The sequence below is a fragment of the Roseibium aggregatum IAM 12614 genome (assembly GCF_000168975.1).
Classification (GTDB): domain Bacteria; phylum Pseudomonadota; class Alphaproteobacteria; order Rhizobiales; family Stappiaceae; genus Roseibium; species Roseibium aggregatum.
This window is the reverse complement of the sequence record NZ_AAUW01000006.1, coordinates 142,938-168,282: the sequence shown is the minus strand read 5'-3', so window position 1 is coordinate 168,282 and position 25,345 is coordinate 142,938. Positions and strand designations below refer to the sequence as shown.

Genomic DNA, 25,345 nt, shown 5'->3' with positions numbered 1-25,345 from the left:
GCCATGTTCTCCGCCCCAGCCTTCGCAACCTCGCTGCCAATCGACGGTGTCCTGCCGGAGCTTCTGGCAACGCTTGAGGCGGGGCCCAATGCGGTTCTGGTTGCCGAACCGGGCGCAGGCAAGACGACCCGCGTGCCGCTGGCTCTTTTGAATGCAGCCTGGCGTGGTGACGGCAAGATCCTGGTCCTGGAGCCAAGACGTCTGGCAGCGCGTGCCGCTGCGCGCCGGATGGCGGGCGAACTGGGCGAGAAACCAGGCGAGACCGTGGGCTACCGGGTGCGCATGGAAACGAAGGTCAGCACCCGCACGCGGATCGAGGTCATCACGGAAGGCGTTTTCACCCGGCTCATTCTGGACGATCCGGAACTGACGGGCGTTGCTGCCATTCTCTTCGACGAATTTCACGAACGCTCGCTTGATGGCGACCTTGGCCTGGCGCTGGCGCTGGATGTGCAGTCGGCGCTGCGAGATGATTTACGGCTGCTGCCGATGTCCGCAACGCTCGATGCCGCCAGCATTTCGCAGCTGCTCGGCAACGCGCCGGTGATTGAAAGCACGGGCCGCAGCTACCTTGTCGAAACGCGCTATCTGGGGCGAACGCCGAACGAGCGCATCGAACCGCAGACGGTGCGGGCCATCCGACAGGCTCTTGCAGAAGAAACAGGTTCCGTACTGGTGTTTCTGCCCGGACAGGGCGAGATCCGCCGCACCGCCGAGATGCTGGAGGGCAAGCTTCCTGCCAATTGCCAGGTGGCACCGCTTTACGGCGGATTGGACGCCAAAGCCCAGGACGCAGCCATCCGGCCGGCCGATGCCGGAATCCGCAAGATCGTGCTGGCGAGTGCCATCGCCCAGACCTCGCTGACCATCGAAGGTGTGCGTGTCGTTATCGACAGCGGTCTGGCGCGCGTGCCGAAATACGAGCCACAGACCGGGCTGACCCGGCTGGAAACCGTGCGTGTTTCCCGCGCATCCGCAGACCAGCGCCGGGGCCGTGCCGGGCGTACCGAGCCCGGTGTCTGCTACAGGCTCTGGGACGAAGCGCAGACCGTGGCCCTGCCCCAGGCTGAGGCGCCGGAGATCCTGGAAGCGGATCTGACCGGCCTGGTGCTGGACCTTGCTGCCTGGGGGACGCTCGATCCGCAGGCTCTCGCCTTTGCCGACCCGCCGCCGCAAGCCGCCTGGACCGAAGCAAAGGCATTGCTGCAGGATCTGCACGCACTGGATGACCACGGACGCCTGACCGGAGACGGCAAGGCCCTGGCAAAGCTCCCGCTGCATCCGCGCCTCGCGCATATGGTGATCGAAGGCGTTGCCCGCGATCTCGGCTTTACCGCCGCCATGATCGCGCTGGTTTTGTCCGAACCGGGCCTCGGCGGCCGGGACCCGGACCTGCGTGCACGTTTGCAGTCCTTGCGTCACGACAAGAGCCAGCGTGTAAAAGACGGCCGCCAGTTGGCCGAACGGTGGCTGAAGCAGGCTGACGGGTCGGGCAAGGAGATTGAGCCGGAGAGTGCCGGACTTCTGCTCGCCCTTGCCTATCCCGACCGGGTTGCCCAGCAACGCGGGCAAACCGGCCGCTTCCGCCTTGCGAACGGCCGGGGCGCTGAGTTGGAGGCGGAACATGCCCTTTCCCGGGAAGCGTTCCTGACCGTCGCCGATATTCAGGGCAAGGCCGCAAGCGGACGCATTCAGCTTTGCGCGCCAATCTCCAAGGCCGATATCGAGGATTTGTTTGCTGCCGACATTGTCGAGCAGGATGAAGTCCAGTTGACAGGCGATGGTGCGCTGAAGGCGCGGCGGGTCACCCGCTACAAGGCGGTCGAACTGAAGTCCGTCCAGATTCAGTCAGCCGATCCGGAAGCCGTTGAACGGGCCCTGATAGCCGAAATCCGCCGTCGCGGCGTCTCCCGCCTGCCCTGGAGCAAGGATCAGAAACGCCTGAAGAAACGTGTCGCCTATGCCCTTGAGAACGGCGCGCAGGATCTGCCCGACCTTTCCGACGGCACATTGACGGAGACACTGGAATCCTGGCTGCAGCCCTATCTCGCCGGCTGCACGAGCCTTGCTGCAATCGATACCGCTGTGCTGGGCAACGCGCTTGCAGCGCTCCTGCCCTACGATGCATCTGCACGGCTGGACAGCCTTGCCCCCTCGCACTTCACGGCCCCGACAGGCAGCAAGGTGCCGATCGACTATGGTGCAGCCGCAGGTCCGACGCTGTCCATTCGCGTGCAGGAACTCTTCGGCCTCAAGGATCATCCCAGCGTCTGTGACGGCAGACTGCCGCTGATCCTGGAACTTCTCTCTCCGGCTCAGCGCCCGATCCAGATCACCAAGGATCTCCCCGGTTTCTGGCAAGGCTCCTGGGCGGATGTGAAAGCCGACATGAAGGGCCGCTATCCGCGGCATCCCTGGCCGGACGACCCGACCGAGGCCGAAGCCACAAGACGGGCTAAGCCGCGGGGGAGCTAAGGCAGAAAGCCTTTCACTATAGAGCCAGCAATTTCTGATTGTGCTTGATGGTCGACTGGTGTTACCTAGGTGTAATGCCTTGCTGATTAAAGTTATTTTCCCCTCATGAGAACTCTTCCCTTCCTGGTTTTTTTTCTGATTATGGCATCTGGTGCACCGGCAGCGACACGTCTCGTCACGAAAGACGAGGCGAAGCTAATCGTTTCAGATATGCTGGAGCAAGCCGAGCCTTTACATCTCGAGTTGTTCGATCTCGACCCGTCCCTGGAGGACGTTCTCCTCAAGGGGAAAATCATATCGATCGGCAACAAGTTGACCGCCATCTCGACTTCCTACACACAAGCGCTGGAACGAGACCTTGCGTCAGGCGCGACTATGCATCCTGCCGGAGGAAAACAATCGCAGCTTGCCCCATTATGGATGTGCGAAAATGCGGTCTCGCAACTTTCGAAGTTTGCAGAGACCTTGGTGGATGTTGATCGTCAGATTCAGAACCCGATGTATCTTGCCCGGACCTATTTCGGTTTCTTGAGCAATCGCGAAGATTGCAGGTACCAGATGGGCGAAGATCCTCCTGAAAATCTGAAGCAGCCGTCAGATCTTTACCGAAAGTATCTTGACCGCCTGAAAAACACTCTTCTCGACATGCGAAAACTCGACGATCCGGTATATTTCAAGGAGGCCAGATCCGATCCGGCAGAGTGGGTCCTGTTGCAGCGGAAACTGTTCTGGACTCTGCAAATCGGGCAGCGCTGGCCCCTCTACAAACTCCATTCGATCATGTCCAATCCGAGACCTTACTCGCCGGAGAAACAGAAAATCGTCGATCGTTTTCGCGCCTGCCAATCCCTGCAGACGTCATTTGACCGGCTATTCGACCGGTTCACAGCCAGCATCTTCTTCAACCAGCCTCCCTTGCTTGACTCTAGGTCCCTGTCAAAGCTGCTCGGGGAAATGAACGAGTGCGAAGACCTTCTGGCTGACCGATAGACCGGCGACACTCAGGTGCTATCCGCCAAACGTTATCTCGGAGAGCTCACTATCCAACTCGTTACCCTCTGTCATTGCCGAACTTTATTCGGAAATCCATGCTGGACTCGTTGAAACGACAAACCATCACATTTTCGATGAAGCGTCGTGGATGCCAGAGTCGAGCCCATTGGTGTCCGGTTTAAGTTCAGTGATTGGAGCTAACTCGCTGTCTTTTTTCCGAAACATTCGCTCTTCAGGGGCCTGGGATACGGTCCTCCTTCTCTCGGTTGTCATCCCGGTTTGGCGCGTAGCGTCAAGACCGGGACCCAGGATTCCGTGTGGCTGGCGATAGAAAAACTGAGCTAAGTCATGAAGATACTGGATCCCGGATCTCCGCTTCGCTCCGTCCAGGATGACAATCAAAAAACCGACCCATACTTGAAATCCCTTTCCGGCTCTTTGAACCAGGCAACAGTAGATCACCTCCGGCCATGACGCAGGAGAGGTTGAACGCGGTTTCGCGACGGCCCGTTTCCCCTCAATCGTCCGAGGCTGCCACCAGGCTGGCATTGCCGCCGGCGGCGGCGGTGTTGATGGAGACCACCTGTTCCAGGGCAAACCGGGTCAGGTAGGCCGGGCCGCCGGCCTTGGGGCCGGTGCCGGACAGGCCGGAGCCGCCGAAGGGCTGGGTGCCGACAACCGCGCCGATGGTGTTGCGGTTGACGTAGACGTTGCCGACAGAGAGGCGATCGACCACTTTCTTCACCGTTGCATCAATACGGCTGTGAACACCGAGTGTCAGACCGTAGCCGGTACCGGCAATCTGGTTCAGCACCTTGTCCAGGTCGCCCGCCTTGTATCGAACCACATGCAGGACAGGTCCGAAGACTTCCCGCGTCAGGGCCTCGGCCTTGTCCAGTTCGATGATGTGCGGAGCAACCCAGGAGCCATTGGCCAGCTTGCCGTGCGGCGTCTTGCCGGCATAGCGCAGTTTCTGGCTCTCCTTCATGTCGTCGACATGGGAGAGAATGTTGTCGCGTGCTTCCTCATCAATCACCGGACCGATGTCTGTCGACGGCAGCCGCGGGTCGCCCAGGCTGAGTTCCTTCGCTGCGCCTTCCAGCATGTCCAGCAGGTGATCGGCGACATCCTCCTGCACATACAGCAAACGCAGTGCCGAGCAGCGCTGACCGGCGGAGCGGAAGGCGGACATCATGACGTCATCGCAGACCTGTTCAGGCAGAGCCGTCGCGTCGACGATCATCGCGTTGATCCCGCCCGTTTCGGCAACGAGCGGAACAATCGGGCCGCGTTTTGCAGCCAGCGTGCCGTTGATCAGCCAGGCGGTTTCGGTCGATCCGGTAAAGGCCACCCCGGCAACAGCCGGATGGGAGGTCAGTGCGGCACCTACATCACCTTCGCCCGGGAGCAGGTAAAAGACATCTTCGGGGATACCGGCCTGATACATCAGCTTGGCTGTTTCATAAGCGATCAGCGGTGTCTGTTCCGCAGGCTTGGCCACAACGGCGTTGCCCGCCATCAGCGCGGCGCTGACCTGACCGAGGAAGATCGCCAGCGGGAAGTTCCAGGGAGAAATGCAGACGAAGACGCCGCGGCCACGATAGCGGTAGCGGTTTTCCTCGCCGGTTGGTCCTGGCATCAGCCTGCCTTCGCCGAACAGGTTTCTGGCTTCGGCTGCGTAGTAACGGCAGAAGTCGACCGCCTCACGAATTTCAGCAATGCCATCGGTCAGGCACTTGCCGGCTTCCAATGAGAGGATCGTCATCAGACGGTCCCGGTTGGCCTCCAGCAGGTCGCCAACCTTGTCGATGGCGGCCGCCCGCTCTTCAACCGGTCTGCGCGACCATTTCTCGAACCCCTTCTGGGCATTTTCGACAGCAAGGCGGGCCGTCTCGCTGTCCGCGAAACGCACCGTGCCAACCTTGGTTGTGCCGTCCATCGGGGCAAACACCGGATTTGCGTCGCCCGACGGTTTCAACCCCGCGCCCAGCGTGGCAGCGTCAGTGAAGGGAGCCGTGGTCTTGGCCATGCCGGATGTCAGCAGGTTGCGCTCCGCTGCATGACCGAACTCCACGCCATTGGAATTGCGGCGGCTGTCGCCGTAAAGGTCCTTCGGCAGCGGGATCGAGCGGTTGACGGCATGGTGGCCGTTGTCCAGCAGCTCTTTCGGCCGCTTGAGCATCTTTTCAACCGGTACGGAAGCATCCCCCACGATGGTGACGAAGGAGGAGTTGGCACCGTTTTCCAGAAGACGGCGCACGAGATAGGCCAAGAGGTCCTTGTGACCGCCGACCGGGGCGTAGATCCGGCACGGGAAGCCGTCACGCTCGACAACGGACTTGTAGAGGCTCTCACCCATGCCATGCAGGCGCTGGAACTCGTAGCCCTCCGCCTTGCCGCCGGACAGTTCGATGATCTGGGCAACCGTCAGCGCATTATGGGTGGCGAACTGCGGGTAGAGGACATCACGCGCCGCCAGCATCCGCTTGGCGCAGCACAGATAGGAAAGATCCGTTGCCGCCTTGCGCGAGAACACCGGATAACCTTCCGCACCGCCTTCCTGAGCGTGCTTGATTTCCGTATCCCAATAGGCGCCCTTGACGAGGCGTACCATCAGTTTGCGATTGGTCTTGCGGGCTGCGTTGACCAGCCAGTCGATCACGTGAATGCCGCGCTTCTGATAGGCCTGAACCGCAAGGCCGAAACCGTCCCAACCTTCGGTGACCGGATCGGTCAGCATGGCGGCAATGATATCCAGAGAGATCTCAAGCCGGTCGGCTTCTTCGGCATCGACGGTGAAGTTGAGGTTGTGGTCCTTGGCCATCTGCGCCAGTTCGCGCAACTTTGGCAGAAGCTCGTCGCGCACGCGCTCGCCGTTGACGGCCTGATAGCGCGGATGCAGCGCGGAAAGCTTCACCGAAATGCCCGGTCGGTCCGGCAGTTGCTTGTCGCCTGCGGCCTTGCCGATGGCGGCGATTGCCTTGGCATAGGACTGGAAGTAACGCTCGGCGTCCTTCTGCGTACGCGCGCCTTCACCCAGCATGTCATAGGAATAACGGTAGCCCTTGGCTTCCTGGGTCCTGGCGCGCTCCAGAGCCTTCTGGATGGTTTCACCGAGAACGAACTGGTGACCGAGCAGGCGCATCGCCTTTCGGGTCGCCATACGCACGGTCGGCATGCCCATGCGCTTGACGAGGCTGGACAGGATCGACTGGGGCGTGTCGCCCGGGTGCAGCAGACGGGAGGTGACGCCCAGCGCCCAGGAAGAAGCGGAGACAAGCCAGGTGTCGGATTTCGGGCCTGAGGGATCGTCGAAGCGGGCGGCTGCCAGCTTGTCCTCGATCAGCTTGTCGGCGGTCTTGGCATCCGGAACGCGCAGCAGCGCTTCTGCCAGCACCATCATGGCAAGGCCTTCGCGGGTTGTCAGGCCGAATTCGCGCATGAAGTCTTCCACGCCGCCGAGGCCCACCTGCACCGAGCGCATGTCCTGAATATAACCCCGGGCACGCTGGTCGATCAGCTTCTCCACCACCGGGTCGGTGTTGGCTTCCTTCAGAAGCGCTTCGACAAGCGTTTTGTCATCGGGGGCATATGCCGGGCGAAACGGCTCGAGTTCGGTCGAATTGACTGTCTTCATGGCTGCAACGGTTGCGGTCATGAGAACCTCCCAAAGGGGCCCCGCGGGGCCGGGTCACTAGATCCCCTAAAATATCTTGATTCAAAGTCCGCTTTTCGCTGTTTTTCGGGCCGTTCTCCGTGTATTTCTCTATTAATTTCTTTTTCGTAGGGAAATTCCCCATGCTTGACGCTACAGACCGGCGGATTCTGAAGGTTCTCCAGCAAGACGGCCGTATCACCAACACGGACCTCGCCGAGCGCGTCCATCTTTCAGCGACCGCAACAGCCGAACGCATGAAGCGGCTGGTGCGGGAAGGTTACATCGAACACTTCTCGGCCAGCCTCAATCCGAAGATGGTGGACCGGGGCTTGCTGGTCTTTGTCGAAATCCGTCTCGACCGCACGTCTCCGGAGATTTTCGACGCCTTCAAGGTTGCCGTCGAGCGATCGACCGACATCATGGAATGTCACATGGTGGCGGGTGGCTTCGACTATCTCATGAAGAGCCGCGTCAAGGACATGGAAGCCTATCGGGCCTTTCTGTCAGATGTCGTGCTAGCCCTGCCAGGTGTGCGTGAAACGCATACTTATGCCGTCATGGAAGAGATCAAGGACACGCATATCCTGCCCGTGTAATTTCCTGCACGACCACAAAAGCCCGAACACTCCTCGTTCACAAAGCCTTGTCTTGACCGCGCAATGCGCCTTGCGCGAGGGAACGGAGACCGGACACGATCCGCAACAGGGGACAATCTGATGAAACGCACGCTTGCCGCAACGCTTGGATTTCTCGGAGCACTCATGGCACCGGTTGCCTCTCCGGCACAGGAAGCTGCCACTGATCCGGCGTGGCAGGCCGTTCTGGACGATGCCAGAGGCGAGACCGTTTATTTCCACGCCTGGGGCGGCGAGCCGCGTATCAACGCCTATATCGCCTGGGCCGCAAGGGAAGTCGCAAACAATTTTGACGTTCGGGTGCTTCAGGTAAAGGTCAGCGACACGGGCTCGGTCGTCTCGCAGGTTCTTGCCGAAAAATCGGTCGGCAAAAGCAGTGGCGGCGCCGTTGATCTTGTCTGGCTCAACGGCGAGAACTTTGCGGCCATGAAGGAACAGGGTCTGCTGGCGGCCCCGGGATGGGCGCAATCCTTGCCGAACTGGCGCTACGTCGACGTGGAGAACAAGCCGACTGTCGTCCAGGACTTCACCGTTCCGACGGATGGCCAGGAAAGCCCGTGGGGCATGGCCAAGCTCGTGTTCATGTATGACAGCGCCCGCCTGGACACTCCGCCTGCAACGCTTGACGGGCTCCTGAGCTACGCCAAGGCGCATCCGGGCCGCTTCGCCTATCCGCAACCGCCCAACTTCTATGGCACGACCTTCCTGAAGCAGGTTCTCGTCAGCACGGTTCCCGACAAGGCTGCCCTGACAAAGCCGGTGGACGAGGCGCGTTTTGCAGAAATGACTGCGCCACTGTTTGCCTATCTGGATGAATTGCATGGCGCGCTCTGGCGTCAGGGCCGCGCCTTTCCGAAGGATGCCGCGCATATGCGCCAGTTGCTGGCCGACGGGGAACTGGACATCGCTTTTTCTTTCAATCCGTCCGATGCCTCAAGTGCCATTGCCAACGGCGAACTGCCGCCCACCGCCCGCACCTTCGTTCTGGATGGCGGCACTATCGGCAACACCCACTTTGTTGCGATCCCCTTCAACAGTTCCAGCCAGGCGGGGGCCAAGGTCTTTGCCAATTTCCTGCTGTCGCCTGCGGCACAGGCCCGCAAACAGGATCCTGCCATCTGGGGAGATCCGACCGTGCTGAACGTCGCCGGGCTGCCTGAAACCGAGAAGGTTCTCTTCGACACGCTCGACCTTGGACCGGCAACGCTGACACCCGAGCAGCTCGGCCCGGTGCTGCCCGAACCTCACCCGAGCTGGGTCAGCGCGCTGGAAGAAGCCTGGACCGCCCGCTACGGCGCCGAGTGAGCCGGAGGACGTGACGACGAAGCCGAGAGCGGGTCCAGCCGTACCGGTTATCCTGGTATCGGTCTTTCTGGCCGGGCCGGTTCTTGCCGGCCTTGCGGGTACCCTCCTGCCTGCCTTCGGCTACCTGCCGGCGCTGGGCCGCACCGGGTTCTCCCTTGAACCGATCCGGCATCTTTTCCAACAACCGGGCCTGATGACTTCTGTCTGGCTCAGCCTTGCCACGGGCCTGATGGCCTCCGTCCTGTCTTTGGCGATCGTGCTGCTGTTCGTGGCGGGCTGGTCTGGCACGAGGACGTTCCGACGCCTGACAAGGTTTCTGTCGCCGCTGCTTTCCGTCCCTCACGCCGCGGCGGCCATCGGCCTTGCCTTTCTAATCGCTCCATCCGGATTTCTGGTTCGGCTGGTCTCGCCCTGGGTGACCGGCTGGACCCGGCCGCCGGATGTTCTGATCCTCAACGATCCGCTCGGCATTGCCATGACCATGGGCCTTGTCGCCAAGGAAGTGCCTTTTCTGTTCCTGATGACACTCGCCGCGCTCAACCGCCCGCGGATCCAGGAGTATTTCAAGGCAGGGGCCAGTCTTGGTTATGGCCGTGTTGCAACCTTCTTCACAATCGTGCTGCCGCAGATCTACCCGCTGATCCGCCTGCCGGTTCTGGCGGTGATCGCCTATGCCACATCCGTCGTGGATGTTGCTGCCATCCTCGGGCCGACGACACCGGCCCCGCTCGCCCCGCGCCTCGTCCTCTGGATGAACGATCCGAATCTGGCCTACCGCCTGATGGCATCGGCCGGGGCCTTGCTGCAACTTGCCGTCAGCGCGGTTGCGCTCGGAACCTATCTGGCAGGCGAAAGACTGATTGCGGCGACTTCAAAGCGCCATCTCGTCACCGGACATCGTCACCTGCGCGAGCGCACTGCCAGATATGGTGGACTTCTGGTGATGGTCACCATAATTGCGGCCATGGTCCTGTCTCTCATGCTTCTCGGCCTGTGGTCCGCGGCTCGTTCATGGTGGTTTCCCGCCGTTCTTCCGCAGGCCTGGAATGTCATGCGAATGGCCGACACACTCGGCATGAGCCTGGGACTTCTCGGCACGACGGTCGCTCTGGCATCGGCCTCCGCTCTTGTCGCGACCGCCCTCACACTGTGGCTGCTGGAAAATCGCGATCACCGCAAGACATCCTCTTCCCGCCGCCTCAAAACACTTGTCTTCCTGCCGCTGCTGCTGCCACAGATCAGTTTTCTGTTCGGATTGCAGTTGCTGTTCCTGTCGGCTGATTTCAGCGGCACCTTCACCGCCGTTCTGCTGGCCCACCTGGTTTTCGTCTTGCCCTACGCCTTCCTGGCTTTGAGCGATCCCTGGGCCCGGCTCGATCCGCGCTATGCCAAAGCAGCCGCCGCCATCGGCGCATCCCGTGGCCGCATCTTCTGGCAGATCCGTTTGCCGTTGCTGCTGCGGCCCGTGCTGGTAACGCTTGCCGTGGCAGCCGCGGTCTCCGTCGGCCAGTATCTGCCAACCCTGATGGTTGGCGCGGGCCGGATTGTCACGGTGACCACCGAAAGCGTCGCGCTTGCGAGTGGAGGCAGCCGGCAGTCCGCCGCCTTGCTGGCCCTGCTGCAGCTTGGTGTTCCGCTGGCGGGCTTTGTGCTGGCTGCACTGCTGCCGGCCCTGCTTCACCGCAACCGGGCTGCAATGCGGCTGGAAAGGTGAGATCGCCGATGCACACCAACAGTGAGACAACAGGACTTTTTCTTCAGAACGTCGCGCTGCACCTTGGCGAAACGCTGCTGCTCAGGATCGACTGCCGGATAGAGCCCGGAACAGTGCTTACCGTCATGGGGGAAAGTGGCAGTGGCAAATCCAGCCTGCTCGACTTCATTGCCGGTTTCCTGCGGCCGGACTTTCAGGCCAGCGGCAAGATCCTGCTGGACGGGCAAGACCTCACGCCCCTTAACCCGCAAGAGCGGCACATCGGCCTGATGTTCCAGTCACCGCTTTTGTTTCCGCATATGTCGGTCTTGCAGAACCTGATGTTTGCCATTCCCGCAAGCGTCCGAAAGAGGTCGATCCGGCGGGAGATGGCGCAACAGGCGCTTGACGATGCCGGGCTTGCCGGGTTCGGTAGCCGGGACCCTGCGACCCTGTCCGGCGGCCAGCAGACCCGGGTCGCGCTTATGCGAACCCTTCTCGCCGAACCGCACGCGCTGCTGCTGGACGAACCTTTCTCAAATCTCGACAAGGCCCGCCGTGCCGACATTCGCGCGCTGGTCTTCGATGCGGCGAGAGAAAAGGGATTGCCGGTGCTTCTGGTCACGCACGACGAGGAAGACGCGACTGCGGCCAGCGGCAAGGTTCATGTTCTCGATGAGAGCGGACCGGGCAACGGCTGCGTCTGAGGTTTGGCCCGCGGTCTATCTGACGCAGCCAAGTCTACTTTCTTCTTGCCCTGTGAGCGTGGGCAAGTGGAACGCTTTGGGGAAAACGAAGCTTACGTCGACATCCGGCCCTGCGAGTGGGCTCCGGATCTGCGCTTCGCCAGTCCGGGGTGACACCGGATTGATGATCTGGACGTCGTGTCAGACAAGTAGGTCACATAGATGCAATTGCCCCCGCACACAGGGGCAGACGAGAAAAAGCAGAAGAACTGCGCCGTCTAAATAATTTTCTGATGACCGGCAGGACATCCCTGCCGTTGCCGGATTGGCTCCGACGACGGCAGAGGAAAATCGGGCTCGCGAGCCCTGCCCTTATTCGGCGGTATCCGCGGATTTTGCCTGCAGCAGGGAGTAGTTGTCGATGCCGATCCGTTCGATCAGGTCGAGCTGGGTTTCGAGGAAATCGATGTGGCTTTCCTCGTCGCTCAGGAGCTGTTCAAACAGCGCCATGGAGACATAGTCGCCGAGTTCGCGGCAGACTTCCCGGGCTTCGTGGTAAAGGGCGCGCGCAACGTATTCGGCAGCAAGATCGCCTTCCAGGCATTCCTTGACCGACTGACCGATCCGCAGCGGATCGAGGGTCTGAAGATTGGGCAGACCTTCCAGGAAGATGATCCGGTCCATCAGGTCCTGGGCGTGCTGACGCTCCTCGTCAGCTTCCGCCAGTTCCTTGTCGGCCAGCTTGCCGAAGCCCCAGTCGGCCAGAAGCCGGGCATGGACCCAATACTGGTTGACCGCTGTCAACTCGTGCCGCAGGGCCTTGTTGAGATACTCGATTACGCGCGCTTCGCCCTTCATGACCCTCTCCTTATGAGATCAACCAGGGGCAGCTCATCAAGCGAGCAGGCCCGGAGGTGATCGAAATCTGTGTGCCGGCGCATGCCTTTTGCGAGGCAATTGCCGGTCTCTTCTAGCGGTTCGCGGCCTGCTTCAACGGAGCGGGCGACTCTTCCTGCTGCGGTTGCTCTTCAGAACTTTTTTCGTGAATGATGTCAATGACTGACGGAAAGCAGCTTCCACAGCGCGGCCGGCATCCCAGATGACGGAACACAGCTCCGGGCGTTGGCACCTTGCCATTCGGGTCTGCACGCATTTCTTTCGCGGCTTCGCGAAGTTGCTTGTCAGACAGTACGTTACAGGAGCAAATGATCATTGTAGGATCCGGCGCGCGTCCTCATATGCGAACATATTGGCATTGACGAATTCCAGCGCAATAACGAAACTCGAATGCAAGAGTCAACTTTTTCCACGCCTTTTGCATGCCAGCAGGGAAATAACATGACCGGCCAGGGTATCCCCGACGAGCGTCCGACACTCGTGCTGACAGGCGCGAGCCGCGGCATCGGACACGCCACCGTCAAGCGGTTTTCCGCCCAAGGCTGGCGGGTGATCACCTGCTCCCGGCAGGCGTTTTCAGACAAGTGTCCCTGGCCGATGGGGCCGGAGGATCACATCCAGGTGGATCTGTCCGATCCGGAGAACCTCGGTTTCGCCACCCAGGAAATCCGCAAGCGCCTGGAAGCAAACGGTTCGCGACTTCACGCTCTGGTCAACAATGCAGGCATCAGCCCAAAAGGGCCTGACGGGGAACGGCTTGATTCGCTGACGACCCCCATGCACGAGTGGCGCACCGTCTTTCAGGTCAACTTCTTTGCGCCCATTCTGCTGGGCCGTGGCCTTTTCAAGGAATTGAAGAACGCCAAGGGATCCGTCGTCAACGTCACGTCGATCGCCGGAATGCGCGTGCACCCATTCGCCGGTACCGCCTACTCCACCTCCAAGGCAGCGCTTGCAGCGCTGACCCGGGAAATGGCGGCCGACTTCGGCCCGCACGGCATCCGCGTCAACGCCATCGCTCCGGGCGAGATCGATACATCCATCCTTTCCCCAGGAACCGAAAAGATGATCGAAGACATTCCGCTGCGCCGCCTTGGCCTGCCGGACGAAGTCGCTGACACGATCTATTACCTGTGCTCGGAAAAGTCTTCTTACGTTAGCGGAGCAGAAATCCACATCAACGGCGGACAGCATGTATAGGTCGACTACGCAACCCGTCTTTCTTCAAGCCCGCATTTCTATTTGACGGATATAGGCCAGATTTTCAAAGGAAGCCGATTCTTCTTCTAAATATTACCTGAACCCCAAAACGCACGATTTACCTAATGTTCATCGGGCTTCGAGATACTGACGCAACGACAATGCAGTTGTTCCGGCTGTGTGGGGAGAAGATGAAAAGAATATTGAAGGTTCTGACCGACTTGAGATTCGGCTTCAAGGTCGGTGGCGGTTTTCTGGCTGTCCTGCTTTTGACCGCAGTCGTCGGCGGTGTGGGGTTCCTGGCCATTCACGGCCTGTCCTCGCGGTTCGTCGTTGCCGATCATGCAGCGACGATTGCCGGCAAGATGCAGGCGACGTCCCTGACGCGCGAAGACTACCTCAACAATCCGTCAGAAGACCTCCGCACTTCGGTGCTTGAAGGCGTGGCAGCGCTTCAGAGCGAACTTGAGGTCCTGACAGACGAGGTTGCCGGCGACACCGCAGCGGAAGCCCAGGTTGCCGAGGCCGAGGACGCGGTCTCGCGCTTCTCGACAACGTTCGAGCAGGTCGCCGTGCAAACTGCGCAGCAGGCAGAACGCCTTGCCACGCTGCAGGAAAGCACAAGCAATCTGGAATTGCTGGCAACGAACATCAGCGACGCCGTTCTGACGGAAGAAAAGCGCATCAGCGCCGAAGCTTTTGCCGCGAACAGCCGGCTGGACGATGCCAACCAGCTTCAGCGGGCCGTGTTCGAACTGAAGGACGAAGTCGTCCAGGTTCACATGCTCTACCTGCAGGGCAGCGGCAACATCGACGGTGAAGAACTCACCACAGCCATTGATACTGCGCGCAACCTCGTCTCTTCCACGAAGCAGATGAAATACAAGCAGATCGAGGGAATCGATCGCAAGACCGTCAGTTCGCTGGCGGCGCAGGCAAACAAACTGAATGCCGCCCTGGAAAACCTGACCAAGGATCTTGGTTTTTCCGAAGCTTATGAAGCGCGCCTGGCCGTCGGCAACGCAATCGAAGGGATGAACAACCTGACCGAGGACATTCTCGGGCAGGTCCACCCAGTCGTTTCCCAGGCCAAAACGGACGCATTGACCGCTTCAACCCGTCTGGCAACGGTGCGCTCGATTGCCGAGAAAGCCACCAGCCTGAACGAGATGGCTCTGGCTGCCCGTGCTGAAACGCTCTACCTCTTCGGTGCTTTCGGTTCCAGCGACGCGTCTCTCGTGGAAGAAGAGATTGCAAAACTGACTGCCCTCGAAAAGGACATGGTCAAATACGCCATGATCCTGCCGGCCGCGGCCGATGCGATCAATGGCATTCCGGAGTCCGTTGCAACGCTCGACAAGTCTTACCGCGAAATGCTGGTCACCAAGGCGGACCTGGCCGCAAAACGTGCGGAACTTGACGAATTGACCCGCCAGGTCGGTGCCGACATCGCCTCGATCTCCGCCGCACAGTCGCAGGCCGCCAATTCGGCTGCAACGGCTGCACAGGTTCAGATTGCCGTGACGATCCTGCTCGCCATCATGGGCGGCATCGGTCTGGCCTTCATCCTGAATCTGGCGATCACCCGCCCGATCCGCACGATAACCGGCGTCATGGACCGCCTTGCAAACGGCGACAACGAAGTGGCGATCCCGGGGATCGACCGCGGCGACGAGATCGGTGACATGAGCCGGACGGTGCAGGTGTTCCGCGACAACGCGGTCGAACGCGCCCAGTTGCAGGAGCAGAACGCACGCGAGGAAGCCGCCCGGCAGGAACGCCAGGCACGTATCGACAACCTGATCCAGTCTTTCCGGTCCAAGGCGGAAGAAGCGCTCGGCTCGGTGGAAACCACCGCAGGCGGTCTCGACTCGACCGCCCAGGCGCTGACGGAAATCGCTCGGGACAGCGCAGGCTATGCCAGCGAGACCCAGAACTCGTCGAACGAGACCACCAACAACGTTCAGACTGTGGCAAGCGCCGCTGAAGAACTGGCGGCCTCCATTGGCGAGATTTCCCGCCAGGTTGCCCAGACGACCGAAATCGTCGACCGGGCCACCACTGGAACGCGGATCACCAATCAGAAGGTCGAAGGCCTGGCGGAAGCCGCCACCAAGATCGGCGAAGTTGTGACCCTCATCCAGGCGATTGCCGAGCAGACCAACCTCTTGGCGCTCAACGCCACCATCGAGGCGGCACGTGCCGGTGAAGCCGGAAGGGGCTTCGCGGTTGTTGCAGCCGAGGTGAAGGAACTGGCCACCCAGACTTCCAAGGCCACGGAAGAGATCTCCAGCCAGATCACCGAGATCCAGAACGCCACCAAGGAATCCGTTGTCGCCATTGGCGAGATCGCGGAAACCATGACCGAGGTGAACACCTACACCACGGCCATTGCATCGGCTGTCGAACAACAGGGTGCCGCCACCGCGGAAATTTCGCAGAACGTGCAGCGCGCGGCGGAAGGAACCGGTGCCGTGTCCTCGTCCATGTCGCAGCTTTCCCAGGCTGTCGACCAGACGTCCTCGTCTGCCGACATGGTGCTGTCGGCCTCCGGTGAACTGACCCAGAAGACCCACGAACTGAAGCGTGAAGTCGAGCAGTTCCTGTCAGAGGTTGCCGCGGCCTGATAGCGCACTTCCAACTCAAAAGGGGCGGGTGAGCTTCGGCTGCCCGCCCTTTTTCGTTTGCGTGCGAGCGCCCCTTGACCGCCGCAGAAATTTGCCTTTGAGGTGCTCAGGCGCACGGTCGCGAAACGCCGGACCGAGCAGGTTCGAAGGCCGGGAGCCCCACCATATCCCCCCTGCCGGGACATCTAATCTACTTTCAAATGAAGGCAGGATGTTTTATGGCGGAACAAACTTCAAACCAGACAGAAAACGAGTGAGACCCGTGGCGGATCAGACCAGTGCCTCCACCTATGCCCCGTCCGGCAAGCCTGCACACCAGAGCTGGCCGGTGATCCTGGAAACCAAGGGCTGGAAGGATTATCGGCTTCTGGACATGGGACAGGGCGAAAAGCTGGAGCGCTACGGCCGGTTCACCATCGTGCGCCCGGAACCGCAGGCCATGGGGTCGCGCCGGCTGAAGGAAAGTGTCTGGAACCGTGCCGATGCGGTCTTTTCCGGCGATACGGAAGAAGAAGGTCCGGGCCGCTGGAAGTTTTCCGGCAGCGTTCCGGAAACCTGGCCAATGTCCTATGGACCGGTGCGCTACAACGGCCGCTTCATGTCCTTCCGCCATGTCGGCGTCTTTCCCGAACAGGCCGCCCACTGGGACTGGGTCAACGGCAAGATCCGCGCCGAGCGTGAACGCGCGCCGGATAAGCCGCTGAAGATCCTCAACCTCTTCGGCTACACCGGCCTTGCCTCCCTGCTGCCGGCGACCGAGGGGGCCCAGGTAACTCACGTGGACGCTTCCAAGAAAGCTATCGGCTACGCCCGCGAGAACCAGGAGATGTCCGGTCTCGAAGATCTGCCGATCCGCTGGATCTGCGAGGATGCTTCCAAATTCGTCGCCCGCGAAGTGCGGCGCGGCAACACCTATGACGGCATCATTCTGGACCCGCCGAAATACGGCCGTGGTCCGAAGGGCGAGGTCTGGGACATCTACACCAGCCTGCCAGGCATGCTGGCCGACCTGAAGCAGCTTCTGGCCAAGGATGCTCTGTTCATGATCCTGACCGCCTATGCGATCCGCTCCAGCTTCGTCGCCATTCACGAACTGATGGCCGAAACGCTGGATACCGAAGGCGGCTTGCTGGAGTCCGGAGAACTGGTCATCCGCGAGGAAGATGGCAAACGCGCGCTGTCCACGTCGCTCTTTTCCCGCTGGAGCAGCAGATGATCGAAAAACGCCAGGGCGCGGTGAAACAGATCACCAGCCATTCCAATCCGATCGTCAAGGAAATCAAGGGGCTTGTCGCGCAGCGCAAGCACCGCAGCCAGTCCGGCCTGTTCGTGGCCGAAGGCCTGAAGCTGGCGACCGACGCGCTGGAAGCCGGCTGGGGCATTCGCTATCTGGCTCTTGGTCCGGACGCACGGGACAATCCTGTTGCGCAAAAGGCCGCTGCTGCCGCCAAGGCGCGCGGTGCACTGATCCTGGAAGTGTCAACCGCCGTCATGTCCGCGATGACCCGCAAGGACAATCCGCAGATGGTCGTCGGCGTCTACGAGCAGCAGCTTCTGGGGCCCCGCGATATCGAGCCCTCCGGTACCACGCTCTGGGTCGCGCTCGACCGGGTCCGCGATCCGGGCAACCTTGGCACCATCATCCGTACGGTGGATGCCGTCGGCGGTGCCGGTGTCATGCTGGTTGGCGATTGCACCGACCCCTTTGCGGTTGAAGCGGTGCGCGCCACCATGGGCTCGCTGTTTCATGTGCCGCTGGCGAAACTCGGCAAGGACGAATTCAAGTCGCTGGCCGCAACCTGGCCTGGCACTGTCGCCGCAACCCATCTGAAAGGGTCGGTCGACTATCGCACACCCGACTACGCCGAGCCGGTTCTGCTGGTTATGGGCAACGAGCAAAAAGGGCTGGAAGACGATATGGCCGCCGCCTGCCCGACGCTGATCCGCATTCCGCAGGTCGGCCAGGCCGACAGCCTGAACCTCGCTGTTGCCACGGGCGTCGCGCTTTATGAAATCCGCCGCAAACACCTGGAGCTTTAATACGAATGCGACTGTTTATCTTTGGCACCGGGTTTTCCTCAAAGGCATTCGTGGAGGAAGTGCGCGACCAGTTCGACTGGATCGGCGGCACAACACGCTCTCCGGAAAAGGCTGATGCGCTCCGGAACCTTGGGGTCGAGCCGTTTATCTTCGACGGGGAAACGAAGGGCGAAGGGATTGCCGACGCCCTGAAAACCGCGACGCATGTTCTGGTGTCGATCGCCCCGGACGAGGCTGGCGACCCTGTACTGAACCAATATGCCAGCGAGATTGCAGCCGCGAAACCGCAATGGATCGGGTATCTGTCCACCGTCGGGGTCTACGGCAATCACGATGGTGCCTGGGTCGATGAGGACACGCCGCTGAACCCGGTTTCCAAACGCTCCGTGCAGCGGGTTACGGCGGAAGAATCTTGGCTCGCATTTGCGCAAGAGAACGACGTTCCGGTGCAGATTTTCCGCCTCTCCGGCATTTATGGTCCGGGCCGGAATGCTTTCGAGAACTTCAAGAAAGGCACCGCTCGGCGCCTGGTGAAGCCGGGACAGGTGTTCAACCGCATTCATGTGGCCGATATTGCCGGTGCGTTAAAGGCAGCCATGGCAAAGCCGTCGACGCGTGTCTTCAACGTGACGGACGATGAACCGGCCCCGCCGCAGGATGTGGTTGCCTTTGCCGCGCAGCTTCTGGGCGTCGAAGCGCCGCCGGAAATCCCTTTCGAGACCGCCGATCTCTCGCCGATGGCCAGGTCCTTTTACGGCGAGAACAAGCGGGTTTCCAACCAGCGCCTCAAGGAAGAGCTTGGGTTTACGTTCCGCTATCCGGACTACCGCACCGCTTTGAAGGCCTTGCTGAAAACGGTGTGATCCCGCCGCAAGTTGCGATCTTGATCAGACCATAAGGTAGCGGCGTCCTTTTCAGGCGCCGCTTGCCTTTTTGGCGTTTTACTTGGGCTGCGGCACGACCCGCAGGTAAGGCTTCAGGGTTTTCCAGCCTTCGGGGAATTTTTCCTTAGCCTCCTCATCACTCACCGCCGGAACGATGATGACATCTTCACCGGACACCCAGTTGGCCGGCGTTGCGACCTTGTGAGCGGACGTGAGCTGCAGGCTGTCGATCACGCGGATGACTTCATCGAAGTTCCGACCCGTGGACGCCGGGTATTCGATCTTCAGCTTGATCTTCTTGTCCGGACCGATGACGAAAAGCGACCGGACAGTGAGCGTGTCGTTGGCGTTGGGATGGATCATGCCATAGGCAGTCGCCACCTTGCGATCCGGATCGGCAATCAGCGGAAAGTTCAGGGCGACGCCCTGCGTATCGGCGATATCACCGACCCAGGCGCGATGATCCTCGATAGGATCGACCGAAACGCCGAAAACCTTGACGCCACGGGCTTCGAACTTGTCCTTGAGCTTGGCGGTCATTCCAAGTTCAGTGGTACAGACCGGCGTGAAGTCCTTCGGGTGGGAAAACAGAACCGCCCAGGATCCCTCGATCGCTTCATGAAAACGGATCGGACCATCCGTGCTGTCGGCTTCGAAATCCGGTGCCTCGTCTCCGAGCAATAGTGCAGACATGAATGAGCTCCTTAAAATTACGGACCGCAAAGTCAGCTTCGCGGCAGTTTACCCTTCAGTTTTTGCGCAGTCTTGTCGAGTCTTCCAGCGTGTTCCGGCCGAGGGCAAATGAACGCAGGGGTTGACGTTGCCCGGTTCAGCCCCCAGTTTCCAGTCACAATAAGGCGGGACTTTTCGCCACATAATTCAAAAACTTGCATGGGAGAACCTTATGACCACCTGGCGCGTCTACCTGTCCGGCGAGATCCATACCGACTGGCGGGACAAGATCATGGAAGGCGCCGCGGCGCTCAAGTTGCCGGTGGAATTTTCCTCTCCCGTCACCGACCACGATGCCAGCGACGATTGCGGTGCTGCCATTCTGGGCGGTGAGGACAACAAGTTCTGGTACGACCACAAGGGTGCGAAGGTGAACGCGATCCGGACGCGGTCGCTGCTGGAGAAGGCCGACATCGTGGTCGTCCGCTTTGGCGACAAATACAAACAGTGGAACGCGGCCTTCGATGCGGGCTATGCCGCTGCGCTCGGGAAGTCGCTGATCGTTGTGCACGACCCGTCGCTGACGCACCCGCTGAAGGAAGTTGACGCAGCTGCGCTTGCGGTTGCCGAAACGTCCGAACAAGTCGTCGATATTCTCAAATATGTTATACTGGGAAAGCTCGATCGCTGAGCAGGTCTTGAAATTAACAATTTCATTACCATACTAATAGACACTATGGAAAAGCCCGGGGTTTTTTCCGGGCAACCAGACCTCAGCCAAATGGAACGGCATCTTGAAGCGAGGCAGTCGCGAAAAGACTGCGCGCGCCGATGTCCAGTTTCGAGCAGGGTCTGAGAAGTACTTTAGTATTATCATCAACACTGTCATCAAGGCGTTGAAAAAGGCAGATATGAATGCCGCTCATGTGCCAAGGATGACGAAAATTAGAAAGAAGACTCCATGCTGCATGGAAACGTGAAATGGTTCGATAATCGCCGAGGTATCGGTACGATCGAACCGCAAGACGGCGAGGACATCCTTGTCGACATTTCGGCTCTGCGCCGGTCCGGTATCGACACTCTGACGGAAGGCCAACTCGTGGCATTCGACCTGGAGTGGCGCCGCGGTCAGATGGTGGCTGAAGACCTGAAAGTCCTGTAAGATCCCTTACAGGTCATTACCGGGTACAAGGGCGGTTCGACCGCCCTTTTTTATTGGATATTTTAAGATGCAGATTGAAGAGAGATTGCAGCAGGGCATCTCCGCCCACCGGGGTGGCGACCTGGAGGCTGCGCTCAACGCCTACAAGGACGTGCTTGCAGAAGATCCCGATCACGCGGACGGCCTGCATTTCCTGGGACTTCTGCATTTCGATGCCGGCCATGCGGACAATGCGATCGCGCTTATCCAAGCCTCCCTGGAAAAGAACCCCCGCAACTTCTCCGCCTGGAACAACCTAGGCAATATCCTGAAGCTTTCGGGCAACAAAGACGAGGCGCTGAAGGCCTATCTGCGCGCGGTAGAGATCGAAGTTCGCCATGAGGAAGCCTGGAACAACATCTCGATGATGCTCCAGGAAGCCAGCAACAACGACGAGCTTCTGCCAATGCTGCGGGAAGTCGTGCGCCTCGACCCGGACAACCACAGCGGCTGGCACAACTTCGGCCTCTCGCTGATGCTTGCCGGCCAAAGGGAGGAAGCGGCGGACGCATTCGAACGCTGCCTTCAGTTTCCGCCGGACGTCTGGAACGACAAGGGTTGGCATCCCCGCGTGCTGTGCGCGCTCGGGCGGCCCGACGTCGCCACCCGGCATATGGAGATGCTCGTCGCAACCTTCCCTGACGATCCGGTCATCAGCTATCAGCTGGCCGCCATCCGCGGCGAAGACCTGTCACTCGCGCCCGTGGACTATGTCCGAGATCATTTCGACAGCTTCTCGGAAAGTTTCGACCAGGTTCTGAACGGGCTCGGTTACCAGGCACCGAAGCTGGTCGCCGAGGAGGTCGCGGAGCTGGCGAGCGGGCGCGACGTCCCGTTCGCCCATGTGGCCGACCTCGGCTGCGGCACCGGCCTGTGCGGACCGCTGATCCGCGACCACAGCGCCCGGCTCACCGGCATCGACCTGTCGCCGGGCATGTTGCGCAAGGCAGCCGCACTGAAGGTCTACGACTTCCTGGTCGAGGGTGAACTCGTTGAATTTCTGTCCTCGGATCTGCCAGCCCGTTTCGATCTGGCTGTCTGCGTCGACACGCTGTGCTATCTCGGTGATCTGGAGGCCTTCATGCAGGCGTTGCAAAGCGCCCTCGCACCGGGCGGCGTACTCGTCGCAAGCGTCGAGCATCTCGATAGTTCAGACGGGCCGGATTACCGCGTCGACACCACGGGACGCTACGCCCACAGGCCCGAGTATCTCAAGCGCTGCGCAGAGGCCGCGGGCCTTGTCTATGCCCGGGAGAAACGGGATATTCTGCGCCGAGAACTCGGCAAGGACGTGCACGGGCTCGTTTTTCACATCCGCAAGCCAGACGCCAGCCAAACGTGATGGCCTGTTCGCGCGGCCAGCAGGTGAATTCGTTCAAGTATACTCAAAGCGGTTGTGCCGGAGCGTAAAGTTGTTACGGTGTCGCCGTTGGGAACAAGTGTCCGTTTGGAGGGACCGTTAATGTCGGAATGCAATGTTCTGCTGGTGTATCCGCGCTTCAATGCCGGTTCATTCTGGAACTATGGTGCAACCTGCGAAATGGTGGGGGCCAAATACCCCGCTCCTCCTCTCGGCCTAATCACCGTTGCCGCAATGCTGCCGGACACCTGGAACGTGCGTCTGATCGACCGCAACACCGGCGAGTTGACGAATGACGATCTCGACTGGGCCGATATGGTCATGACTGGCGGCATGTTGCCCCAGCAGGCCGATTGCCTCGCCGTCATTCGCCGTTCTCAGGCAAAGAATGTTCCCGTTGTTGTCGGCGGCCCGGACGCCACGTCCTCTCCCGAAGTTTACGAGGCAGCCGATTTCCTGGTGCTTGGAGAAGCCGAAGGCATTCTCACCACCTTTATTGATGCCTGGAAGGAAGGGGTACGCAACGGCCGTTTCTCTGCCGAGAAATTCAAGGCCGACGTTGCTTCCAGCCCCGTGCCGCGTTTCGATCTTCTGAAATTTAACGATTATGTCCAGATCGGCGTGCAATATTCGCGAGGCTGCCCGTTCACCTGCGAATTCTGCGACATCATCGAGCTTTATGGCCGCGTGCCGCGCACCAAGACCAATGAGCAGATGCTGGCCGAACTCGACCGGCTGTACGAGCTTGGGTACCGGGGTCATGTCGACTTCGTCGACGACAACCTGATCGGCAACAAGAAGGCCGTGAAGGGTTTTCTTCCGGAACTGGCAAAATGGCAGAAGGAACGAAACTATCCGTTCGAAATGTCGACCGAAGCGTCCCTGAACCTTGCCGACGACGAAGCCCTTTTGAAGATGATGCAGCAAGCCGGGTATTTCTCCGTCTTCATCGGCATCGAAAGCCCGGATCCCGAAGTTCTGGTGGCAACACGCAAGAAGCAGAACACCCGCCGCGACATCGCCAAGAGCGTCCACAAGATCTACGATGCCGGCATCTTCGTGCTGGCCGGCTTCATCGTCGGCTTCGACGAGGAAAGCGACAGGGTGGCCGACGAGATCTCCGCGCTGATCGAGGAAGCCGCGATCCCGGTTGCCATGACCGGGCTGCTCTATGCCCTGCCCAACACCCAGTTGACCCGCCGGCTCGCCAAGGAAGGCCGCCTGCATGCCGACTTCGCCACCGATGATCCGGACACGGAGCATGGCGACCAGTGTACCGCCGGTCTCAACTTCACCACCGTGCGCCCGCGCGCGCAGATCCTGGAAGACTTCAAGCAGGTCATCGACCGGGTCTACGGACCGGAAGCCTATTTCGGCCGTGTCCAGAGAGTGGCTGCCATGCTCGACATGAGCGGCGCCAACGGCTCGATTTTCGGTGCAGGTTTCTTTCACGACATCAAGATGTTCGGCCGCCTGATCCTGGCAATGACCTTCAAGGAGACCACCTACCGCGGCCCGTTCTGGAAAACCCTGGCCAAGACCGCCTTCACCAATTTCAGGGCGATCAAGCCGGTGTTGATGATGCTGGCGCTCTACGTGCACCTGGGGCCGTTCTCCCGGTTCGTCATTGCGCAGATCGACAAGCAGATCGCCGAAATCGAAAAGGGCAACTGGGAACAGCCGGCACTGGTGGCCGCCGAGTAATCGGACAAGGTCACCCGTCCTTCACTCGACAGGATTGGCGGGAAAAGAGTTGCGGTCCGGTACCTCCAAACGCAGCGCGCTGGGGTTCATCCTGGTCACGCTGGTTCTCAACTCCATGGGCATCGGCCTGATGATGCCGGTCATGCCTTCACTTCTGACCGAACTCACTTCCCTGCCCGTGAGCGAAGCCGCCCGCTGGGGTGGCGCGCTCAGTGTCGTCTACGCCTTGATGCAATTCGCCTTCGGACCGACGCTCGGCAACCTGTCCGACAGGTTCGGCCGCCGCCCGGTGCTGTTGGTGTCCATGTTCGCCATGGCTGTCGACTATCTGATCATGGCGCTGTCCTGGCATCTGGCCGTGCTGTTTATCGGCAGAACGCTTTCGGGTATTGCCGGAGCAACCTTCTCGGCAGCTTCCGCCTTCATCGCCGATGTGTCGTCCAAGGAGGACAGGGCGAAGAACTTCGGGCTTGTCGGGGCTGGATTTGGCGTCGGTTTCGTGCTCGGGCCAATGATTGGCGGTTTTCTCGGCGAATACGGATCCCGCGCACCGTTTTATGCGGCAGCGGGTCTTTCCTTCGTCAATTTCCTTTTCGGCTATTTCATGCTGCCGGAAACACTGAAGGACGAAAACAGGAGACGCTTCGACTGGAAACGTGCCAATCCGTTCGGCGCGTTGAAGCAGATCGCGGTTTATCCGTCGGTGCGCACGCTGTTGCTGGCCATCTTCCTGTTCGATATCGCCCATTTGGTCTACCCGTCCGTCTGGAGCTACTATGCGGAGGAAGTCTTCGCCTGGAGCCCTGGCGATATCGGCCTGTCGCTGGCCGCCGTCGGCGTCGGGTTTGCCTTCGTTCAGGGGTATCTGATCCGGGTTCTGGAACCGAAGCTCGGGCCCGGCCGGACGCTGTTCATCGGCCTGGTAGCCAATCTCATAGCCTTCGCGGGTCTTGCCGTCGCCGATACGGGCTGGATGGCCTATCTGCTGATTTCCTTTGCAGCGCTCGGCGCGATGGCAACGCCTGCCTTCACCGGCCTGATGTCCGTTCGCGTGCCGGACAATGCGCAAGGCGAATTGCAGGGTCTGATCGCGAGTGCCGCGGGGCTTTCCATGGTCATCAGTCCCCTGGTGATGACGCAGGCTTTCGCCATGTTTTCAGGACCCGACGCGGCGGTTTTCTTCCCGGGAGCGCCGTTCGCCCTGGCAGGTCTGTTGATCCTCGCCGCCATGCTGATCGCCCTTCCCTTCATGCGTCTCCAGGAAAAATTGCCGTCTCCTTCCGAGTTGGACGATCGGAAGACGCCAGCCGAATAG

At 60.3% G+C, this 25,345-nt stretch carries 20 protein-coding genes; 16 read left to right on the top strand and 4 right to left on the bottom strand.

Annotated elements, in window-relative coordinates; translation table 11 throughout:
- Positions 1–3 precede the first annotated feature (3 nt).
- Together hrpB and SIAM614_RS09935 are read left to right on the top strand one after the other, a co-directional pair.
- The gene (gene hrpB, locus SIAM614_RS09940) at positions 4–2,475 is read left to right on the top strand and encodes an ATP-dependent helicase HrpB (protein ID WP_040439787.1); all 2,472 of its coding nucleotides are present in this window, start codon (positions 4–6) and stop codon (positions 2,473–2,475) included.
- Positions 2,476–2,580: 105 nt separating this feature from the next.
- Positions 2,581–3,465 carry a hypothetical protein gene (locus SIAM614_RS09935; protein ID WP_006934123.1) on the top strand — a complete coding sequence of 295 codons (885 nt, stop codon included), beginning with the start codon at positions 2,581–2,583 and terminating at the stop codon, positions 3,463–3,465.
- A 520-nt stretch (positions 3,466–3,985) separates the two neighbouring features.
- Here the strand turns inward: SIAM614_RS09935 and putA are convergent.
- Positions 3,986–7,126 carry a bifunctional proline dehydrogenase/L-glutamate gamma-semialdehyde dehydrogenase PutA gene (putA, locus tag SIAM614_RS09925; protein ID WP_006934118.1) on the bottom strand — a complete coding sequence of 1,047 codons (3,141 nt, stop codon included), beginning with the start codon at positions 7,124–7,126 and terminating at the stop codon, positions 3,986–3,988.
- Between the two features lie 140 nt (positions 7,127–7,266).
- Between putA and SIAM614_RS09920 the strand changes: the two genes are divergently transcribed.
- From SIAM614_RS09920 to SIAM614_RS09905, 4 genes are all read left to right on the top strand, one after another.
- Positions 7,267–7,722 (top strand): winged helix-turn-helix transcriptional regulator, encoded by a 456-nt coding sequence (locus SIAM614_RS09920; protein ID WP_006934117.1) that lies wholly within the window; start codon positions 7,267–7,269, stop codon positions 7,720–7,722.
- A 120-nt stretch (positions 7,723–7,842) separates the two neighbouring features.
- Positions 7,843–9,066: an ABC transporter substrate-binding protein gene (locus SIAM614_RS09915; protein WP_006934115.1), complete on the top strand. Its 1,224-nt coding sequence runs from the start codon at positions 7,843–7,845 to the stop codon at positions 9,064–9,066.
- 10 nt (positions 9,067–9,076) lie between these two features.
- A complete protein-coding gene (locus SIAM614_RS09910; RefSeq protein WP_006934113.1) occupies positions 9,077–10,780 on the top strand; it encodes an ABC transporter permease in 1,704 nt (567 codons plus the stop codon).
- An 8-nt stretch (positions 10,781–10,788) separates the two neighbouring features.
- Positions 10,789–11,466 (top strand): ATP-binding cassette domain-containing protein, encoded by a 678-nt coding sequence (locus tag SIAM614_RS09905; protein ID WP_006934112.1) that lies wholly within the window; start codon positions 10,789–10,791, stop codon positions 11,464–11,466.
- A 351-nt stretch (positions 11,467–11,817) separates the two neighbouring features.
- Here SIAM614_RS09905 and bfr read toward each other — a convergent pair whose 3' ends face one another.
- Complete coding sequence (bfr, locus tag SIAM614_RS09900) at positions 11,818–12,303, bottom strand: bacterioferritin (protein WP_006934111.1); 486 nt, start codon at positions 12,301–12,303, stop codon at positions 11,818–11,820.
- A gap of 112 nt (positions 12,304–12,415) precedes the next feature.
- Positions 12,416–12,658 carry a (2Fe-2S)-binding protein gene (locus SIAM614_RS09895; RefSeq protein ID WP_081455221.1) on the bottom strand — a complete coding sequence of 81 codons (243 nt, stop codon included), beginning with the start codon at positions 12,656–12,658 and terminating at the stop codon, positions 12,416–12,418.
- A 125-nt stretch (positions 12,659–12,783) separates the two neighbouring features.
- On the opposite strand from SIAM614_RS09895, the gene SIAM614_RS09890 reads away from it, so the two are divergent.
- The 5 genes from SIAM614_RS09890 to SIAM614_RS09870 all read left to right on the top strand — a co-directional run bounded on the left by SIAM614_RS09890 (position 12,784) and on the right by SIAM614_RS09870 (position 19,072).
- Complete coding sequence (locus SIAM614_RS09890) at positions 12,784–13,542, top strand: SDR family NAD(P)-dependent oxidoreductase (protein ID WP_006934110.1); 759 nt, start codon at positions 12,784–12,786, stop codon at positions 13,540–13,542.
- Between the two features lie 191 nt (positions 13,543–13,733).
- On the top strand, positions 13,734–16,169 hold the full coding sequence (locus SIAM614_RS09885) for a methyl-accepting chemotaxis protein (RefSeq protein ID WP_208983939.1): 2,436 nt from the start codon (positions 13,734–13,736) through the stop codon (positions 16,167–16,169).
- A 262-nt stretch (positions 16,170–16,431) separates the two neighbouring features.
- The gene (locus SIAM614_RS09880; RefSeq protein WP_006934107.1) at positions 16,432–17,385 is read left to right on the top strand and encodes a class I SAM-dependent methyltransferase; all 954 of its coding nucleotides are present in this window, start codon (positions 16,432–16,434) and stop codon (positions 17,383–17,385) included.
- The gene (locus tag SIAM614_RS09875; RefSeq protein WP_006934105.1) at positions 17,382–18,209 is read left to right on the top strand and encodes a TrmH family RNA methyltransferase; all 828 of its coding nucleotides are present in this window, start codon (positions 17,382–17,384) and stop codon (positions 18,207–18,209) included. Before SIAM614_RS09880 ends, SIAM614_RS09875 begins: the two co-directional genes overlap by 4 nt.
- 5 nt (positions 18,210–18,214) lie before the next feature.
- Positions 18,215–19,072, top strand: a complete 858-nt coding sequence (locus tag SIAM614_RS09870) for an SDR family NAD(P)-dependent oxidoreductase (protein WP_006934102.1) — start codon at positions 18,215–18,217, stop codon at positions 19,070–19,072.
- 78 nt (positions 19,073–19,150) lie between these two features.
- On the opposite strand, the gene SIAM614_RS09865 is transcribed toward SIAM614_RS09870, so the two are convergent.
- A complete protein-coding gene (locus SIAM614_RS09865) occupies positions 19,151–19,786 on the bottom strand; it encodes a peroxiredoxin (RefSeq protein ID WP_040439782.1) in 636 nt (211 codons plus the stop codon).
- Between the two features lie 211 nt (positions 19,787–19,997).
- On the opposite strand from SIAM614_RS09865, the gene SIAM614_RS09860 reads away from it, so the two are divergent.
- The 5 genes from SIAM614_RS09860 (at position 19,998) to SIAM614_RS09840 (ending at position 25,345) form a co-directional block, all read left to right on the top strand.
- Positions 19,998–20,456 (top strand): YtoQ family protein, encoded by a 459-nt coding sequence (locus SIAM614_RS09860; protein WP_006934098.1) that lies wholly within the window; start codon positions 19,998–20,000, stop codon positions 20,454–20,456.
- Positions 20,457–20,726: 270 nt separating this feature from the next.
- The gene (locus tag SIAM614_RS09855; RefSeq protein ID WP_006934095.1) at positions 20,727–20,927 is read left to right on the top strand and encodes a cold-shock protein; all 201 of its coding nucleotides are present in this window, start codon (positions 20,727–20,729) and stop codon (positions 20,925–20,927) included.
- A gap of 67 nt (positions 20,928–20,994) precedes the next feature.
- The gene (locus tag SIAM614_RS09850; protein WP_006934093.1) at positions 20,995–22,308 is read left to right on the top strand and encodes a tetratricopeptide repeat protein; all 1,314 of its coding nucleotides are present in this window, start codon (positions 20,995–20,997) and stop codon (positions 22,306–22,308) included.
- Between the two features lie 120 nt (positions 22,309–22,428).
- Entirely contained in the window at positions 22,429–24,030 is a 1,602-nt protein-coding gene (locus tag SIAM614_RS09845) for a B12-binding domain-containing radical SAM protein (protein WP_006934091.1), read from the top strand.
- Positions 24,031–24,079: 49 nt separating this feature from the next.
- Positions 24,080–25,345, top strand: a complete 1,266-nt coding sequence (locus SIAM614_RS09840) for a TCR/Tet family MFS transporter (RefSeq protein WP_006934090.1) — start codon at positions 24,080–24,082, stop codon at positions 25,343–25,345.

Excerpts from the sequence above, each read along its gene's own strand:
- hrpB (WP_040439787.1), top strand. The coding sequence starts at position 4 with ATGTTCTCCGCCCCAGCCTTCGCAACCTCGCTGCCAATCGACGGTGTC.
- SIAM614_RS09935 (WP_006934123.1), top strand. The coding sequence starts at position 2,581 with ATGAGAACTCTTCCCTTCCTGGTTTTTTTTCTGATTATGGCATCTGGT.
- putA (WP_006934118.1), bottom strand. The coding sequence starts at position 7,126 with ATGACCGCAACCGTTGCAGCCATGAAGACAGTCAATTCGACCGAACTC.
- SIAM614_RS09920 (WP_006934117.1), top strand. The coding sequence starts at position 7,267 with ATGCTTGACGCTACAGACCGGCGGATTCTGAAGGTTCTCCAGCAAGAC.
- SIAM614_RS09915 (WP_006934115.1), top strand. The coding sequence starts at position 7,843 with ATGAAACGCACGCTTGCCGCAACGCTTGGATTTCTCGGAGCACTCATG.
- SIAM614_RS09905 (WP_006934112.1), top strand. The coding sequence starts at position 10,789 with ATGCACACCAACAGTGAGACAACAGGACTTTTTCTTCAGAACGTCGCG.
- bfr (WP_006934111.1), bottom strand. The coding sequence starts at position 12,303 with ATGAAGGGCGAAGCGCGCGTAATCGAGTATCTCAACAAGGCCCTGCGG.
- SIAM614_RS09895 (WP_081455221.1), bottom strand. The coding sequence starts at position 12,658 with ATGATCATTTGCTCCTGTAACGTACTGTCTGACAAGCAACTTCGCGAA.
- SIAM614_RS09890 (WP_006934110.1), top strand. The coding sequence starts at position 12,784 with ATGACCGGCCAGGGTATCCCCGACGAGCGTCCGACACTCGTGCTGACA.
- SIAM614_RS09885 (WP_208983939.1), top strand. The coding sequence starts at position 13,734 with ATGAAAAGAATATTGAAGGTTCTGACCGACTTGAGATTCGGCTTCAAG.
- SIAM614_RS09875 (WP_006934105.1), top strand. The coding sequence starts at position 17,382 with ATGATCGAAAAACGCCAGGGCGCGGTGAAACAGATCACCAGCCATTCC.
- SIAM614_RS09870 (WP_006934102.1), top strand. The coding sequence starts at position 18,215 with ATGCGACTGTTTATCTTTGGCACCGGGTTTTCCTCAAAGGCATTCGTG.
- SIAM614_RS09865 (WP_040439782.1), bottom strand. The coding sequence starts at position 19,786 with ATGTCTGCACTATTGCTCGGAGACGAGGCACCGGATTTCGAAGCCGAC.
- SIAM614_RS09860 (WP_006934098.1), top strand. The coding sequence starts at position 19,998 with ATGACCACCTGGCGCGTCTACCTGTCCGGCGAGATCCATACCGACTGG.
- SIAM614_RS09855 (WP_006934095.1), top strand. The coding sequence starts at position 20,727 with ATGCTGCATGGAAACGTGAAATGGTTCGATAATCGCCGAGGTATCGGT.
- SIAM614_RS09850 (WP_006934093.1), top strand. The coding sequence starts at position 20,995 with ATGCAGATTGAAGAGAGATTGCAGCAGGGCATCTCCGCCCACCGGGGT.
- SIAM614_RS09845 (WP_006934091.1), top strand. The coding sequence starts at position 22,429 with ATGTCGGAATGCAATGTTCTGCTGGTGTATCCGCGCTTCAATGCCGGT.